This window comes from Bradyrhizobium sp. HKCCYLS3070 (assembly GCF_051167575.1).
GTDB lineage: Bacteria > Pseudomonadota > Alphaproteobacteria > Rhizobiales > Xanthobacteraceae > Bradyrhizobium.
In genome coordinates this window covers 46,976-63,424 of record NZ_JBNPTI010000007.1, presented here as the reverse complement: position 1 = coordinate 63,424, position 16,449 = coordinate 46,976, and the positions used below count along the sequence as shown (strand labels likewise).

Here is a 16,449-nt window from a genome sequence, read left to right as displayed (position 1 = left end):
GGGTGAATGCGAGGCCGCCTCCTGATGACCCCGGGCGGGGGTTGTATCACGCAAATTCCGGCGCCACACCCTGCTGCGCCTGCAGGCGGGCACGCTCGCTGTTGGGCCAGAGCAGCGCCAGACCCAGCAGGCCGGAGATCACCATGATGACAGCATTGATGGTGAAGCCGGACATGTAGCCTTCGAGCAGGCTGCCAGAGGCCTGGATCATCTTGCCCATCACGAGGGGCGCAACGATGCCGGCGAGCGTATAGAGCGCGCCGTAGATCGCCATGGCGGCGCCGCGCTGCGTGACCGGGGTGAACTCGCCGATCATCGGCGGGCAGACGACGTAGATCGAGCCGCACAATCCCGATCCGACCACGAGCAGTGCGATCTTTGCCGAAGCGACGTCGACATGCGGCATCATCGCCATCAGCCCGCCGCCGATCACGAGCGGCGTCGCGCCGACCACGCCACGGGCCATGCGCGTGGAGACGCCACGCGCCATCAGCGTCTGCGACACAAAGCCCGTGGTCAGCACCACGCACGCGCCGAAGATCCAGGGCAGGATCGAGATGAAGCCGGCCTGCTGCTGCGAGAAGCCGAGGCCCTTCACCAGGAACGGCGTGAACCAGGTCAGCCCGAGCGACAGCGCCCAATAGGCGCCGAAGGTCGCGGCGACGCAGCCGACGAAGGTCCGCGACGTCAGCAGTTGCAGATAGGGAACGCGCCGCTCGCGCAAGCCGGCGAGCTCGACCTCCGCCAGCGGCCCTTCCTTGCCCAGCCACAGCCACGCCACGCTCCACATCAGCCCGACCACGCCGAGTGCGCCGAAGGCATAGTGCCAGCCGTGATTCACGATGATCCAGTTCAGCGCGGGCACGGCGAGGATGACGCCGAAGGCGGATCCCTGTGACAGGATCGCGGTCGGCATCGCCCGCTTCTCATCGGGGAACCATTTGTAGACCGCGTGAACGGCGACGGACGCCGCGGGGCCTTCGCCGGCGCCGAGAATGATGCGGCAGATCAGCAGCGTGGTGAAGCCGACGGTGCCCACCATCGGGAATTGCGCGAGCGCCCAGATCAGCGCCAACACCAGCAGCACCCAGCGCGTCGGCACCTTGTTGACGACGAAGCCGACGACGATCGCCGAGATCGAGAACAGGAAGAAGAAGGATGATCCAAGCAGGCCGAACTGCTCGGCGTTCAGATTGAGCTCGGTCATGATCGGCACGCCGGCGAGCCCGACCACGATCTTGTCGGCGAAGTTCACCAGCATGAACAGGAACAGCAGGAAGGTGATCTTCCAGGCGCCTTTCGGCGTCGCGCTTGCGCGGGATGTGCCCTTCAGCGTCGTTGGCGCGGCCATGGTCCTTCCCCATTCTGTCATGATCCGCCCCTGTCGTCCGGGCGTTTTGACGATGCTACCCACGAAGCGGCTTCGCAGGCAACCGGCTGGCGCGCTAAGTTATTGCTGCAACGCGGGAATCCGCCCTCTTGGGCTGCATCGCGATACCCTCGCAACCTGATTGCGCGCGGCCGGCATCACATCGGGGGCGTCACGAAGAACGAGCGCGTGATGTTCGCGTTGGCCCTTGTTATGTTGTGACGCAACAACCCCGATCATGCTCGTGCTCAGCGTCCGTCATCTCACCAAGTCCTATCGATCCGGCGGCGAGCCGATCCACGTCCTGCGTGGCGTCGACCTCGACGTCTCCTCCGGCGAGCGCGTCGCGCTGACCGGTGAATCCGGCTCCGGCAAGAGCACGCTGCTGCATCTCATCGCCGGGCTCGATGCCGCCGACGGCGGCGACATCCTGCTCGACGGCGTTTCGGTCGGGGCGCTCGACGATTCGGCACGCGCGGCGGTCCGGCGCGAGCGGCTCGGCCTCGTGTTCCAGCAGTTCAATCTGGTGCCGAGCCTGTCGGTTCAGGACAATCTCAGTTTCCAGGCGCGGCTGGCCGGTCGGCATGATCCGGCGTGGCACACCGAGCTTGTCGAGCGGCTCGGGCTGAAGTCGCTGCTCAAGCGCTATCCGGAGCAACTGTCGGGGGGACAGCAGCAGCGCGTCGCGATCGGCCGCGCGCTGGCGGTCAAGCCGGCCCTGCTGCTCGCGGACGAGCCGACCGGCAATCTCGACGAGGACACCGCCGACGAGGTGATGGCGCTGACGCGCGACCTCGTCGCGCGCACCGGCTGCGGCTTCCTGATGGTGACGCACAGCGCGCGGCTCGCGGCGATGCTCGACCGCCGCGTCCACCTGCATGGCGGGCGCATCGCATGAGGCGCGCGCTGTGGATTCTCGCCGTGCTGCTCAGCCACTGGCGCCGGCATCCGATGCAGCTCGCGACCTTGCTGATCGGGCTGATCTCGGCGACCGCGCTGTGGAGCGGCGTGCAGGCGCTGAACCAGCAGGCGCGCAGCTCCTATGATCGCGCCGCGGCGATCTTCGGCGGCGCGCGCACGCCGATGCTGGTCGCGACCGACGGCAAGATGCTGCCGCAGAGCGTGTTCGCGGAATTGCGCCGCGCCGGCTGGCCGGTGTCGCCGGTGCTCGAAGGCCGCGTGCAGATCGACGGCCACTCGGTGCGGCTGCTCGGCATCGAGCCGTTCAGCATCCCCCGGGAGGTCGGCAATGCGCCGATGGTCGGGCGCAGCGAGCTCGAGGCCTTTCTCACACCGCCACATCGCACGCTGATCTCGCCGGAGACGCTGGCCGATCTCGGACTGAAAGACGGCACGGCGCCGCGGCTCAGCAACGACGCCCTGCTGCCACCCTTGATGGCGCAGCAGCAGCTCGCGCCCGGCGTGCTCGTGGTCGATATCAGCGACGCGCAGCGGCTGCTCGACAGGCCCGGCCAGATTTCGCGGCTGCTGGTCGGCAAGACGTCGGTCCAACGACCGCCGTTGCAGTCGTTCGCGGGTGGCCGGCTACAGCTCGTGCAGCCGGAGGCCGAGACCGACCTGGAGCGACTGACCGACAGCTTCCACCTCAACCTCACCGCCTTCGGCCTGCTGTCCTTCGTCGTCGGCCTGTTCATCGTCAATTCCGCCATCGGCCTCGCCTTCGAGCAGCGCCTGCCGGTGCTGCGCACCTTGCGCGCCTGCGGCGTGTCGGCGCGCCAGCTCAACGGCGTGCTGATCGGCGAGCTCATCGCCTTTGCCTTGGTGGCAGGGCTCGTCGGGCTGGTGTGCGGCTACGTCATCGCCGCCGCGCTGCTGCCGAACGTGGCGGCATCGCTGCGCGGCCTGTATGGAGCGCAGGTGCCGGGCGAGCTCAGCCTGCAGCCGGAATGGTGGTTTGCGGGCCTCCTCATCAGCATCGCCGGCGCGCTCGCAGCCGCGACGACCAGCCTGGTCAAATCGATGCGGCTGCCGATCCTCTCCACCGCGCAGCCCTATGCGTGGCAGGAGGCACAGCGGCGCTGGCTGCGCTTGCAGAGCGCGGTCGCGCTCGCCTTCTTCGTCGCCGCCGGCCTGCTGCTGTGGCTCGGGCAGTCGCTGCTGGCCGGCTTCGGCGTGCTCGCGGCGATGATGCTCGGCGCGGCGCTGCTGCTGCCCGCGATCCTGGAGCTGGTGCTGCGGCTCGGCGAGCGCGGCGCGCGCGCGGCGCTGGCGCAATGGTTCTGGGCCGACAGCCGCCAGCAGATCTCGGGCCTGTCGCTGGCGCTGATGGCGCTGCTGCTCGCGCTCGCCGTCAATGTCGGCGTCGCCACGATGGTCGAGACCTTCAGCCGCACCTTCCTGGTCTGGCTCGATGGCCGGCTCGCCGCCGACGTCTACGTCAGCGCCGCGGATGAAGCGCAGGCGCGCGACATCCAGACCTGGCTGCGCGCGCGGCCCGATGTCCAGGCCGTGCTGCCGGGCGGACGCGCCGAAACGCAGTTGGCGGGCGCGCCGATCGACATTCTCGGCCTGCCCGATCACGACACCTATCGCGACCATTGGCCGCTGCTGCAGGCCGGCGACAGCGCCTGGAAGCAGCTGGTGCGCGGCGACGCCGGCTTCGTCAGCGAGCAGTTGGCGCGCCGGCTCCATCTGTCCGTCGGTGACAGCATCGACCTCCCCGCATCCGGCGGCGACTGGCGCATCACGATCGCCGGGATCTATGCCGACTACGGCAATCCCAAGGGCCAGATCACGGTCAACGTCGCCGCGCTGACGCGCCGCTTCCCGGCGACGCCCATCACGCGCATGGCCGTGCGCGCGGCGCCGGCCGACGTGCCGGGACTGATCAGCGCGCTGACCGACAAATTCGGCCTGGACGGCCGCAACGTCATCGACCAAGCCACCGTGAAGCAGGAGTCGAAGCAGATCTTCAACCGCACTTTCGCGGTCACCGGCGCGCTCAACACCTTCACGCTGGGCGTCGCCGCGATCGCGCTGCTGACCAGCCTGCTGACCTTGGCGAACTCGCGGCTGCCGCAGCTCGCACCCTTATGGGCCATCGGGCTGACGCGGCGGCGGCTCGCCGAAGTCGAGCTGTTGAAGACGCTGTCGCTCGCCGGCCTGACCGCGCTGCTCGCGCTGCCGCTCGGGCTCGTCGTGGCGTGGTGCCTGATCGCGATCGTCAATGTCAAAGCGTTCGGCTGGCGGCTGCCGTTCGACGTGTTCCCGCTGCAGCTCATCCGGCTGCTGGTCGTCACGCTGGTCGCGGCGGTGATCGCCTCGTTGCTACCGGTGCTGCGGCTGGCCCGGATGCAGCCGGCCGATCTGGTCAGGACGTTCACCATTGAGCGCTAGAACGACGATCACGCGGCGCGGCCTGATCGGCGGGCTCGGCCTGCTGGCACTGCCGCGCCTCGCACATGCACAGGGCTTTGCGGGCCTGAGCGACAGCGCCGACGGCTTTGCACCGGTGACGCCCGGACGAGAGTTCGGCTTCCCTGCGGATCACGGGCCGCACGACGATTTCCGCATCGAGTGGTGGTACGTCACCGCAAACCTCAACGATAGCAGCGGCAAGGCCTATGGCCTGCAATGGACGCTGTTCCGCTCGGCGGCGCGGCCCGGACTGCAAGCCGAGGGGTTCGACAATCAGCAGCTCTGGATGGCGCATGCCGCGGTGACGCGCGCGGACAGCCATCGCTCCGCCGAGAAATTCGCGCGCGGCGGCGTCGGCCAGGCCGGCGTCGAGGCCAAGCCGTTCCAGGCCTGGATCGATGACTGGCAGCTGCGCGGCACCGCCGCGACCGACGATCGATCGCTGGCGCCGCTCGACATGACCGCCGCCGGGCCGGACTTCTCCTACGCGCTGCATCTGGAGGCGCACCGTCCGGTGGTGCTGCAGGGCATCGGCGGCTACAGCCGCAAATCCGAGCGCGGCCAGGCGTCTTACTATTACAGCCAGCCGTTCTACCGCGCCCGCGGCCAGATCAATTTCGACGACACGCCGGTCGAGGTGACAGGCGTGGCCTGGCTCGACCGCGAATGGAGCAGCCAGCCGCTGGCCGCCGACCAGAGCGGCTGGGACTGGTTCGCGCTGCATTTCTCCGGCGGCGAGAAGCTGATGCTGTACCGGATGCGGCAGGGCAATGGCGACTACACGTCCGGCACCTGGATCACGGCCGACGGCGTCTCGCGCGCGCTCGGCCCCGGGGGCATCGTGATGACGCCAAAGGATATCGTTGCGATCGGTGAGCGCAGGCTGCCGGTCGGCTGGCGCGTCGAGATATCAGCGCTCGGCATCGCCATCGATACCGCGCCGCTCAACTCCAAGGCCTGGATGGGCACCCGCGTGCCGTATTGGGAGGGACCGATCAGCTTCAAGGGCAGCCACACCGGGGTGGGCTATCTCGAGCTGACGGGATATTGAAAAGCCGTCATCAGGGGGGAACCGCGCATGTATCACTTCACCGCACTCGTCACCGTGCTCGCGCTCATGCTGTATTTCTACATGGGGGTCCGCGTCGCGCAAGCGCGCGCCAGGTTCGGCGTCAAGGCGCCGGCCGTCACCGGCAATCTCGATTTCGAGCGCACCTATCGCGTGCAAGTGAACACGCTTGAATGGATGCCGATCTTCCTGCCGGCGCTGTGGCTGTTCGCGATCTATATCAGCGACCCGATCGCGGCCCTGATCGGCCTCGTCTGGATCGCGGGCCGCGCGATGTACATGGTGTCCTATGCGAAGGCCGCGGAGAAGCGCGGCCCCGGTTTCGGCGTGCAGGCGCTCGCCGCATCCGTACTCCTCGCCGGCGCGCTGATCGCCATCCTGTGGCGGATGCTGCACGGCTGATTGCTGCACCCATCGCCCGTCGTCCCGGCTTTCGCCGCGACGACAGCGATGGTGTGACGATCACTTCGTCAGCGGGCAGCCGCTCTCCTTGGCGGTGAAGAACGCCTTGTCGCCGGGCACCGTGGCGAGCTGCTTGTAGTAGTCCCACGGCTTCTTCGATTCCGACGGCTTCTTGACCTCGAACAGGTACATGTCGTGGACCATGCGACCGTTGGCGAGCACCTTGCCCTGCGCGAAGGCGTCGTCGACCGGCAGCTCCTTCAGCTTCGCCGCCACCGCGTCGGCGTCCTTGGTTCCGGCGGCCTTCACCGCCTTCAGATAGGACAATGTCGCGGAATAGGTGCCGGCGTGGATCATGCTCGGCATCCGGCCGGTGCGCTTCATGAAGCGCTCGCTGAAGGCGCGGGACTTGTCGTCGCGATCCCAGTAGAAGCCTTCGGTGAGGATCAGGCCCTGCGCCGCCTCCAGCCCCAGGCCATGCACCTCGGACAGGGTCATCAGCAGGCCGGCGAGCTTCTGCCCGCCCTTGACGATGCCGAACTCGGCCGCCTGCTTGATCGAGTTGGTGGTGTCGAGGCCGGCATTGGCAAGCCCGATGATCTTGGCCTTCGAGCTCTGCGCCTGCAGCAGGAAGGAGGAGAAGTCCGACGAGTTGAGCGGGATGCGCACCGAGCCCAGCACCTTGCCGCCCTTCGACGTCACGATATCGCTGGTGTCCTTCTCCAGCGCATAGCCGAAGGCGTAGTCGGCGGTCATGAAGAACCAGGTATCGCCGCCGGACTCGACCAGCGCGCCGCCGGTGCCGACCGCGAGCGCGCGGGTGTCATAGGCCCAGTGGAAGCCGTAGGGCGTGCAGGCATCGCCTGATATGCGCGAGGTCGCGGCACCGACGACGATGTCGATCTTCTTCTTCTCCTTCGACAGATCCTGGATCGCCAGCGCGACCGAGGAGGTCGTCAGCTCTGTGATCATGTCGACACCCTCGGTGTCGTACCAGCGCCGCGCGATCGACGAGGCGAGATCGGGCTTGTTCTGATGGTCGGCGGTGACCAGCTCGACCTTCTGCCCCAGCGCCTCGCCGCCGAAATCCTCAATCGCCATCTTGGCCGCTTCGACGGAATATTTGCCGCCGTAGTCGGCATAGACGCCCGACTGGTCGTTGAGGATGCCGATCTTGACCTGCGCCGACGCCGGCGCCGCCGCCAGCAGCGCACCGACGGCCACAAAAGCCAGCAAACCCGATTTCATATGGTCTCTCCCCGCATTTCTTGGTCTTGAGATGTCATTCGTTGGAATGCGCGCTCATGCTATGCCAGAACCCCGGCCACGCCCATCCCTTCCCGCCTCAGCCAATCGGCTGACAGCCATGTTGAGAGACGCAGGCTCCTCCGCTACATTCGCGTCCAAACAACGAGCCGTCCCGCCGGGATGGTGCGCAGGGAAGGAAACCGCCTGGACGCGTGAGGCAGCACCGTCTGCATCGCGTCGCCATGCCGAGGTGCCGCGGCAGGCGCCTTCCTCCCGCCTGCGCGCCGCGCCGCGGCGAGCTGCGCGCATCGGCAGGAGGACACATGTACACCGGCAAGCACGCCCGGCTGCGCCCATTGCAGCCTGCCTTCATCATGGCCTCGACCGGCGAGGCGGTGACCTATCGCGAGTTGGAAGCGCGCAGCAACCGGCTGGCGCATCTGTTCCGCCAACGCGGCCTGAAGCGGCTCGACCACTATTCGATCTTCATGGAGAACAACAGCCGCTATCTGGAGGCGTGCGGCGCCGGCGAGCGCTCCGGGCTGTATTCCACCTGCGTGAACTCCTACCTCACGCCCGGCGAGCTGGCCTACATCCTCAATAACAGCCGGTCGCGGCTTCTGATCACCTCCCTCGCCAAGCTCGACGTCGCGCGCGAGGCGCTGAAGGAGGCGCCCGACATCGAGCTCTGCATCGTCGCCGATGGCCGACGGGACGAACTTGGCGAGAGCGAGCGGATCGTCGGCCTCGCCGAGGCCACGGCCGGCCTGCCGGCGACGCCGATCGCCGACGAATGCGTCGGCACCGCGATGCTGTACTCCTCCGGCACCACGGGCCGGCCGAAGGGCATCCTGCGGCCGCTGCCCGAGCAGCCGCCGGTTCAGCAGCTTCCGATCTTCGACTTCCTGGAAAGACTGTGGCGCTACCGCGAAGGCATGATCTACCTGTCGCCGGCGCCGCTCTATCACTCCGCGCCGCAGGCCGCGGTCAACCTCACCATCCGCGTCGGCGGCACCGCCATCATCATGGAGACGTTCGACCCCGAGCGCTACCTGCAACTGGTCGAGCAATGGGGCATCACGCATACGCAATTGGTGCCGACGATGTTCTCGCGCATGTTGAAACTGCCGGAAGAGATCCGCACGCGCTATGATCTCTCCTCGCTCGAGGTCGCGATCCATGCCGCCGCGCCCTGCCCGGCACAGGTCAAGGAGGACATGATCAGATGGTGGGGGCCGATCATCCACGAATATTACGGCGCCACCGAAGGCCTCGGCTTCACCGCCTGCGACAGCGCGGAATGGCTCGCGCATCGCGGCACCGTCGGCAAGGTGCTGTTCGGCGACCTGCACATTCTCGATGAGACCATGCAGCCGTGCCCGACAGGAACGGCCGGCACGGTGTGGTTCAAGACAGGATCGCCGTTCGAGTACTTCAACGACCCCGAGCGCACCAAGGAGGCCCGTTCGGCCGACGGCAGCATGAGCACCGTGGGCGACGTCGGCTATGTCGATGCCGACGGCTATCTCTATCTCACCGACCGCGCCACCTTCATGATCATCTCCGGCGGCGTGAACATCTATCCGCAGGAATGCGAGAACCTGCTGATCACGCATCCGAAGGTCGCCGATGCCGCCGTGTTCGGCGTGCCCAACCCCGATCTCGGCGAGGAGGTGAAGGCGGTGGTCCAGCCGATGTCGGGCATCATGCCTGGGCCCGAGCTGGAAGAGGAGCTGATCGCGTTCTGCCGGCAGTCGCTGTCGCGGCAGAAGGTGCCGCGCTCGATCGATTTCGAGAAGGAGCTGCCGCGGCTGCCGACCGGCAAGCTCTACAAGCGCCTGCTGCGCGACCGCTATTGGGGCAACAAGACGTCAAGGATCGTGTAGGGCGGCACGACCTCGGATTGATCCTGGTCAAGCGCGCGCGGTGCCGCGCAGCTATTCTCCGTTAATTGCGATCGCAGCACGAGACGACGACATGCGCGCTCATCAAATCATGACCAGATCCGTGATCGCGGTGACGCCCGGAACCCCGGTGGCCGAGGCAGCGCGGATCATGCTGCGCAACCACATCGGCGGGCTGCCTGTGGTCGACGCGTCCGGCACGCTCGTCGGCATGGTCACGGACGGTGATTTCCTGCGCCGCGCCGAGCTCGGCACCGAACGCAGGCAAGGCCGCTGGCTCGACCTCCTGGTCGGCCGCGGCCGCATCGGCGCCGACTTCGTCCATTCCCACGGCCGTACGGTTGGCGACATCATGAGCCAGCCTCCGGTCACGGTCAGCGTCGATGCCAGCCTGGCGGAGATCGCCGAGATCATGGAGAAGCGTAACATCAAGCGTCTCCCTGTGATGAGTGGCGACCGGCTGGCCGGCGTGGTGACCCATACGGATTTCCTGCAAACCGTGGCCGACCTCGCCACTGCCGTTCCAGGCCCCACCCCTGACGATGACGGGATCCGCAACGCCATCCTCGATTCACTCGACCAGGCCGCCTGCAAGCATTGCCGCTTCAACGTCGTCGTCCGCAACGGCATCGCGCATCTCACGGGCGCGGTGCGCAACGAGAAGGAGCGGGCCACGGCGATCGTGGCGGCCAAGAGCGTCCAGGGCGTCAGGAACGTGCGCGACCACATGTGGGTCTATCCGCCGCCAGAGGACGAGTTCGGCGGCGGTGACATCGTCTCGCTGCAGGACCAGCCGTCGACCGACGACGACCAGCCGCTGTGAGGAGAGCCGGGCGTGCGACGTGCCTCCGTACCATCGCTGCTGCTGCTGGTCCTGTTGTCCGCCCCGGCGGCCGCCGAGGATCTCGATCACGGCCGCCAGCTCGCCGAGCGCTGGTGCGCCGCCTGCCACGCCGTGGCCACAGAGCCGACCAAGTTCCGGCGCGCCCGGCCGTTCGTCGCCATCGCGGCCAGGGATGACGTGACGAAGGAGATGCTGGCCAAGTTCCTCCTGCTTCCCCACGCGACGATGGCCAACAATCCGCTCAGTGCGAATGATGCGGCCGACCTGGCAGGCTACATCCTCAGCCTGAGGAAGTAGTTGATGCGACATTCGCCAATGGGTTGAGCCGCCCCCCCGGTCGGCGGCGTCCGGATGCAAGCGGACCCCTGGCGCCGAACGTTCGGCGGCAATTTAGCAGGATCTCCTGGAACAAAACGCCCATGCCTGCGTTCTCCGTGTTCGCCGTCGTGAGCTGGAGCACGTCGCACGGCCCCAAGGGGGTCTGCTGACGGCAAATCGTCCTGTCCTCGTTGCCGGAAAAACCAACAACAAGCAGCGATCGAGATAGCCCTTGCATTTGTACACAAACAAGTTGGTAATCCGGTGCACGGCGTCTTCTCTGCCGACCTGTTAGCAAGGAGCCTGCGACGTGCACGGAATGCCCGGCGCCTCCCCCGCCCCACGCGTAACCGACGACGATACGGCCTATCTGGCGGCGATCGTGGAGTCCTCGGCCGACGCCATTGTCGGCACCACCGCCGACGGCGTCATCCGCAGTTGGAACGCGGCCAGCGAACGGATGCTGGGGTTCACCGCGGCTGAAATGATCGGCAGATCCGTCTCCGAGATCATCCCCCCCGAGCTGGCGGAAGAAGCGAGCGCCTTGCGCGCCAGGGTCAACGCGGGCGAAGCGATCGAGAGCTTCGAGACCGTCCGGCTGACCAAGCAGGGACGCCCGATCGAGGTCTCCATCACGTTTTCGCCGATCCGCAGCAGCACCGGCGTGATTGTCGGCATCTCCAAAGTCATCCGCGATGTCACGCTGTCGAAGAAGACCGAGCGTGCGGCGGCGATGCTCGCGGCCATCGTCGCCTCGTCCTCGGACGGCGTCGTCAGCAAGACGCTGGACGGCACGATCACCAGCTGGAACAAGAGCGCCGAACGCATCTTCGGCTTCTCGGAAGGCGAGATGATCAACCGCTCGATCCGCACGATCATCCCGCAGGAGCGCCAGGCCGAGGAGGACCGGATCCTCGCCACCGTCCTATCCGGCGCGATCATCGACAATTTCGAGACCATCCGCCTGCGTAAGGATGGGGCGCTCATCGACGTGTCGGTGACGGTATCGCCGGTCCGGGACTCCAGCGGCCGCATCATCGGCGCCTCCAAGATCGTGCGTGACATCACCGACAAGCGCCAGACAAGGGAGCAGTTGCGCACCTTGCTGGCCGAGGTGAACCACCGCAGCAAGAACCTGCTGTCGCTGGTGCAGGCGATCGCCCGGCAGATGACCCGTCACGGCCGCCAGCTCGACCTCAACCGCTTTCTGGAGCGCCTGCAGGCGATCGCGAGCAATCAGGATCTCCTGATCCAGAACGATTGGCGTTTCATTCCACTCGGCGGCTTGGTCCGCTCGCAGCTCGGGGCGTTCAGCGACTTGATCGGCGACCGCATCGCGATCGACGGGCCGCCGATCGAGCTGACGCCGGAGGCCGCGCAGTCGATCGGCATGGCAGTCCACGAGCTCGCCACCAACGCCGCCAAATATGGTGCACTGTCGAACGACGAGGGACGGATCGCGGTCCGCTGGACGCGCATCGACGACAGCTTCGACATGACCTGGGTCGAAAGCGGCGGACCTGAGGTCGCGCCGCCGGAGCACACCGGCTTCGGCAGCCGGGTGATTTCCGATCTGGTACGCGCCGGCCTGGATGGAACGGTCGAGGTCGAGTTCCTGCCGACCGGACTACGCTGGCACCTGAGGTGCCCCCTGCAACGCCTCTGCCGCGACCGTCATCATGCGCGACAGTGAGAAGACTCATCTCCTGATCGTCGAGGACGATCCCATGATCGGCTTCGACCTCGCGGTCGAGCTCGAAGCCGCCGGATTCACGGTCGTCGGCGTGGCGGCGACCGTGCACAAAGCCCTCCATCTGCTGGAGCGGAATCACTGCGATCTCGCCGTGCTCGACGTCAATCTCGGGCAGGAAACATCGGCGCCGATCGCGCGCGCTTTGGTCGCGGCCGGCGTGCCCTTCGTCGCAGTCACCGGCTATTCCGTCGATCAATGCCCGGAAGAATTCGCCACGGCACCGCTGCTGTCGAAGCCGTTCCAGACGTCGCGGCTGGTAGCTGCACTGAAGCGGCAATTGCATCAGTGAAGTCTGTTGCAGCGGGAGACGAGCTTCCGCGTGACGTGGCTGCAGCGGTTGCATCTTCGAGACAAGCCGACCTCTCCCCGCAACTGCCTGCGCAATCGCTTATGGCGGTCTCCGTCTTCCGACCGTCTGTTTCCACGTCGACGTCGCGCCGTGAAAGGACGCACGCAGGCAACTCACGCCCACCTGCCGACGGTCAGGCCGCGATCTCCGCCACGATCCGCCCCGTCGTCACCTGGTCGCCCTCGGCGACCTCGATCGCGGTCACCGTTCCGGCGATGCCGGCGGTGTGGACGTGCTCCATCTTCATCGCCTCGAGCGTCACCACCGGCTGTCCCACGGCCACGCTGTCGCCCGGCTTCACCAGCACCGCGACCACACGACCATTCAACGCCGCGCGAACCCTGCCATCACCGCCGCCAGCGGCTGAGGATTGCGGCCTCGCCAACGTCACGTCGCGCAGCGCCAGCGTCTGGTCGCGATGCTGGACGAACAGCCGATCGTTGTCGCGGACGAAGCGCGCGCTCTCGACGATCTCGGCGTGACGAACGCGGATCGCATCATCCGTGAGCGACACGATCTCGAAGCGATGCTCTGCATCGCCACGCGTCACGCGATAGATTCCGTCACGCTCGCGCAGCAGCTCGCACTCGGCCACCTCACCGGCGATCTCGAACCGGAGCGGCGTCGCGAAGGCTGCCGCGAGCGAGCGGCCGCCGCGGACGGGATGCGCGAGCGGATGGCTGACGGAGAGCAGCAACGCACCCAGCGCGAGGTCTGCCGCTTCGACCGCCGGCGCGCGCAGCTCGTCACGATGCGCCGCGATGAATGCGGTGGTCGCCTTGCCCGCGGAGAAGGCCGGATGCCGCAGGCAGGACATGAGGAAGGCCCGGTTGGTCGGGACGCCCAAGGCAATGGCCTGCTCCAATCCGGCGATCAGTCTTGCACGCGCCTCCTCACGAGTCGCAGCATGGCTGATCAGCTTGGCGATCATCGAATCGTAATGGGGCGGGATGTCCGCGCCGGACTCCAGCGCATGCTCGACCCGGATCGTCCCGGGCATCTGCCACAGCGTCATCCGCCCGGACTGCGGCATGAAGTCGTGCGCCGCATCCTCGGAGCACAGTCGCACCTCGATCGCGTGACCCGAGAAGCTGATCTGCTCCTGGCGCAACGGCAGGGGCTCGCCCGCGGCGATGCGCAATTGCCATTCGACGAGATCGAGTCCCGTCAGTGCCTCTGTCACGGGATGCTCGACCTGCAACCGCGTGTTCATCTCCATGAAGTAGAATTGCCCGTCGCCGTCGAGCAGGAATTCCAGGGTGCCCGCGCCCTCATAGCCGAGCGCCTTCACCGCCTGCACCGCCACGGCGCCCATGCGCGCGCGCAGCTCCGGTCCGACCGCGGGCGACGGCGCCTCCTCGATCAGCTTCTGGTGCCGGCGCTGCACCGAACAGTCGCGCTCGCCGAGATGGATGGCATTGCCGTGCCGATCGCCGAACACCTGGATCTCGATGTGGCGCGGATTGGCGATCGCCTTCTCCAGGATGACGGTGCCGTCACCAAACGCGGCGGCCGCTTCGGAGCGCGCACTGTGCAGCAAATCGGGGAACGCGCCGGCGTCTGTCACGAGCCGCATGCCGCGGCCGCCGCCACCGGCGACGGCCTTGATCATTACCGGGAAACCAATGCGGCGCGCCTCGCGCAGCATCGCGTCGTCGCCCTGGTCCTCCCCCTGATAGCCGGGTACGCAGGGCACACCGGCGCAACTCATGATCACCTTGGCGCCGGCCTTGTTGCCCATCGCCTTGATCGCCTCGGGCGATGGCCCGATGAACACCAGACCGGCCTCCTTGCACGCTTGCGCAAAATCCTCGTTCTCGGCGAGGAAGCCATAACCGGGATGCACGGCATCCGCGCCCGTCGCCTTTGCGGCGGCGATGATCGCTGCGATGTTGAGATAGGACTGTGCCGGCGGCGGCGCGCCGATGCGGACCGCCTGATCGGCGAGCCGGACATGCGGCGCCTCAAAATCTGCATCGGAATAGACTGCGACCACGCCGTAGCCGAGCCGGCGCGCGGTGCGCATGATCCGCAAGCCAATCTCGCCGCGGTTGGCGATCAGCACCTTGTGGAACGGCCTGCGTTGCATTCCCGTCATCTCTCCGCTCATGGCCTGGACACCGAGAACTGCATGCGCTGCGGCTGCCGCGCCTCCGCCTCGCGGCAGATCGCCAGCACCTCCGACAGCACCGCGCGGGTGTCGCGCGGATCGATCACGCCGTCGTCGAGCACGCGCGCCGAAGTCGCAAACACGTCCATCTGGCTGTCGAACACGCCGATGATCTGCGCCTTCATGGCGTCGAGCTTCTCGCGTTCCACCGGCTTGCCGCGGCGCGCCGCGGCCGCTTCGGTCACGATCGCCATCGTCTCCGCCGCCTGCTCACCACCCATCACGGCGGTCTTGGCGTTGGGCCAGGAGAAGCAGAAGCGCGGGTGGAATCCACGGCCGCACATGCCGTAATTGCCCGCCCCGAACGAGGCCCCGCAATAGATCGTGATCTGCGGCACGGTCGCCGACGTCACCGCCTGGATCATCTTGGAGCCGTGTTTGATCATGCCGGCCTCCTCATAGGCGCGGCCGACCATGTAGCCGGTGGTGTTGTTGAGATACAGGATCGGTGTGCGCGTCTGGCAGCAGGCCTGGATGAAGTGCGTCGCCTTGTTGGCGCCCGCCGGATCGAGCGGGCCATTGTTGGTGACGATGCCGATCGCCTGGCCCTCGATGCGGGCATGGCCGCACACCGTCGCAGGCCCGTAGTTCGGCGCCATCTCGACGAAGTCACTGTCGTCGACGATGCGCGCAATGACCTGGCGCATGTCGACGGGGCGCTTGTGGTCGAGCGCCATGATGCCGAGCAGCTCCTCCTGATCGTAGCGCGGCGGCTGTACCGGCGACGACTCCCGCGACGGCCGGTCCCAGTTGAGCTTGCCCATGATCTCGCGCGCGATGCGCAGCGCGTCGCGATCGTCCTCGGCGAGATAGTCGCCGAGCCCGGAGATCGAGGTGTGCATCTCGGCGCCGCCGAGCTCCTCCTCGGTGGCGATCTCGCCGGTCGCGGCCTTCAACAGCGGCGGCCCGGCGAGGAAGGCACGGGTGCGCCCGCGCACCATCACGATGTAGTCGGACAATCCGGTCTGATAGGCGCCGCCCGCGGTCGACGAACCATGCGTCACGGTGACGACCGGGAGGCCCGCCGCCGATAGCCGCGCCAGGTTGCGAAAGATGTTGCCGCCGCGGACGAAATCCTCGACGCGGTAGCGCAGCAGGTTGGCACCGGCACTCTCGACCAGTTGCACGTAGGGCAGCTTGTTCTCCAGCGCCAGCTCCTGCACGCGCAGGGTCTTGTCGAGGCCGTAAGGCTGCAGCGCGCCGGCATCGATGCCGGCGTCGTTCGCCGAGACCATGCAGCGCACGCCGGACACGAAGCCGATGCCGGCGACGACGCCGCCGCCCGGCACACTCTTGGCCGGGTCCGGCGTATCGAACATGTAGCCGGCAAGCGTCGATAGCTCCAGGAACGGCGCGCCGGGATCGAGCACCAAGGCGACGCGCTCGCGCGGCAACAACTGGCCGCGCTGATGGAAGCGCTCCTTTGCCGCCGCCGAGGCATTGCGCGTGCGCGCCTCCAGATCGCGCATCCGAGCGATCAGGTCGAGCATGCCGTCACGGTTGGCCTGGAAGGCCGCGCCGGCGGGAGAGATGGTGTTGTCGATCACTGCCACGAACGAGGTTCTCTCTTTTGGCCGTCATTCCGGGGCGCGCGGAGCGCGAGCCCGGAATCCATACTCCCGATGGTGGTTATGGATTCCGGGCC

Annotated in this window: 13 protein-coding genes; 9 read left to right on the top strand and 4 right to left on the bottom strand. The window is 67.1% G+C overall.

Annotated features, from left to right (window positions below; genetic code table 11):
- Positions 1 to 46: 46 nt before the first annotated feature.
- Positions 47 to 1,351 (bottom strand): MFS transporter, encoded by a 1,305-nt coding sequence (locus ACQR03_RS21655; protein ID WP_434841866.1) that lies wholly within the window; start codon positions 1,349 to 1,351, stop codon positions 47 to 49.
- 256 nt (positions 1,352 to 1,607) lie between these two features.
- Between ACQR03_RS21655 and ACQR03_RS21650 the strand changes: the two genes are divergently transcribed.
- Genes ACQR03_RS21650 through ACQR03_RS21635 form a run of 4 tightly spaced genes read left to right on the top strand, consistent with a single transcriptional unit; the run spans position 1,608 to position 6,218 of the window.
- Positions 1,608 to 2,267, top strand: coding sequence for an ABC transporter ATP-binding protein (locus ACQR03_RS21650; RefSeq protein ID WP_315717075.1), 660 nt, complete (start codon positions 1,608 to 1,610; stop codon positions 2,265 to 2,267).
- Complete coding sequence (locus tag ACQR03_RS21645) at positions 2,264 to 4,726, top strand: FtsX-like permease family protein (protein ID WP_434841865.1); 2,463 nt, start codon at positions 2,264 to 2,266, stop codon at positions 4,724 to 4,726. The genes ACQR03_RS21650 and ACQR03_RS21645 overlap by 4 nt, the downstream gene beginning before the upstream one ends.
- Positions 4,716 to 5,798: a lipocalin-like domain-containing protein gene (locus ACQR03_RS21640; protein WP_434841864.1), complete on the top strand. Its 1,083-nt coding sequence runs from the start codon at positions 4,716 to 4,718 to the stop codon at positions 5,796 to 5,798. Before ACQR03_RS21645 ends, ACQR03_RS21640 begins: the two co-directional genes overlap by 11 nt.
- A gap of 27 nt (positions 5,799 to 5,825) precedes the next feature.
- Positions 5,826 to 6,218, top strand: coding sequence for an MAPEG family protein (locus tag ACQR03_RS21635; RefSeq protein ID WP_315827924.1), 393 nt, complete (start codon positions 5,826 to 5,828; stop codon positions 6,216 to 6,218).
- Between the two features lie 60 nt (positions 6,219 to 6,278).
- On the opposite strand, the gene ACQR03_RS21630 is transcribed toward ACQR03_RS21635, so the two are convergent.
- Complete coding sequence (locus ACQR03_RS21630) at positions 6,279 to 7,466, bottom strand: ABC transporter substrate-binding protein (protein ID WP_316193469.1); 1,188 nt, start codon at positions 7,464 to 7,466, stop codon at positions 6,279 to 6,281.
- 323 nt (positions 7,467 to 7,789) lie between these two features.
- Between ACQR03_RS21630 and ACQR03_RS21625 the strand changes: the two genes are divergently transcribed.
- The 5 genes from ACQR03_RS21625 to ACQR03_RS21605 all read left to right on the top strand — a co-directional run bounded on the left by ACQR03_RS21625 (position 7,790) and on the right by ACQR03_RS21605 (position 12,574).
- Entirely contained in the window at positions 7,790 to 9,352 is a 1,563-nt protein-coding gene (locus tag ACQR03_RS21625) for an AMP-binding protein (RefSeq protein ID WP_434841863.1), read from the top strand.
- Positions 9,353 to 9,443: 91 nt separating this feature from the next.
- On the top strand, positions 9,444 to 10,193 hold the full coding sequence (locus ACQR03_RS21620) for a CBS domain-containing protein (RefSeq protein WP_316171997.1): 750 nt from the start codon (positions 9,444 to 9,446) through the stop codon (positions 10,191 to 10,193).
- Between the two features lie 12 nt (positions 10,194 to 10,205).
- Positions 10,206 to 10,511, top strand: a complete 306-nt coding sequence (locus tag ACQR03_RS21615) for a c-type cytochrome (protein WP_315717067.1) — start codon at positions 10,206 to 10,208, stop codon at positions 10,509 to 10,511.
- Between the two features lie 331 nt (positions 10,512 to 10,842).
- Positions 10,843 to 12,225, top strand: a complete 1,383-nt coding sequence (locus tag ACQR03_RS21610; RefSeq protein WP_316165647.1) for a sensor histidine kinase — start codon at positions 10,843 to 10,845, stop codon at positions 12,223 to 12,225.
- Positions 12,212 to 12,574 carry a response regulator gene (locus tag ACQR03_RS21605; RefSeq protein ID WP_315717065.1) on the top strand — a complete coding sequence of 121 codons (363 nt, stop codon included), beginning with the start codon at positions 12,212 to 12,214 and terminating at the stop codon, positions 12,572 to 12,574. The genes ACQR03_RS21610 and ACQR03_RS21605 overlap by 14 nt, the downstream gene beginning before the upstream one ends.
- A gap of 193 nt (positions 12,575 to 12,767) precedes the next feature.
- Here ACQR03_RS21605 and ACQR03_RS21600 read toward each other — a convergent pair whose 3' ends face one another.
- Positions 12,768 to 14,723 carry an acetyl/propionyl/methylcrotonyl-CoA carboxylase subunit alpha gene (locus ACQR03_RS21600; protein ID WP_316186618.1) on the bottom strand — a complete coding sequence of 652 codons (1,956 nt, stop codon included), beginning with the start codon at positions 14,721 to 14,723 and terminating at the stop codon, positions 12,768 to 12,770.
- Positions 14,724 to 14,740: 17 nt separating this feature from the next.
- A complete protein-coding gene (locus ACQR03_RS21595; protein WP_434841862.1) occupies positions 14,741 to 16,357 on the bottom strand; it encodes an acyl-CoA carboxylase subunit beta in 1,617 nt (538 codons plus the stop codon).
- Positions 16,358 to 16,449: the final 92 nt, after the last annotated feature.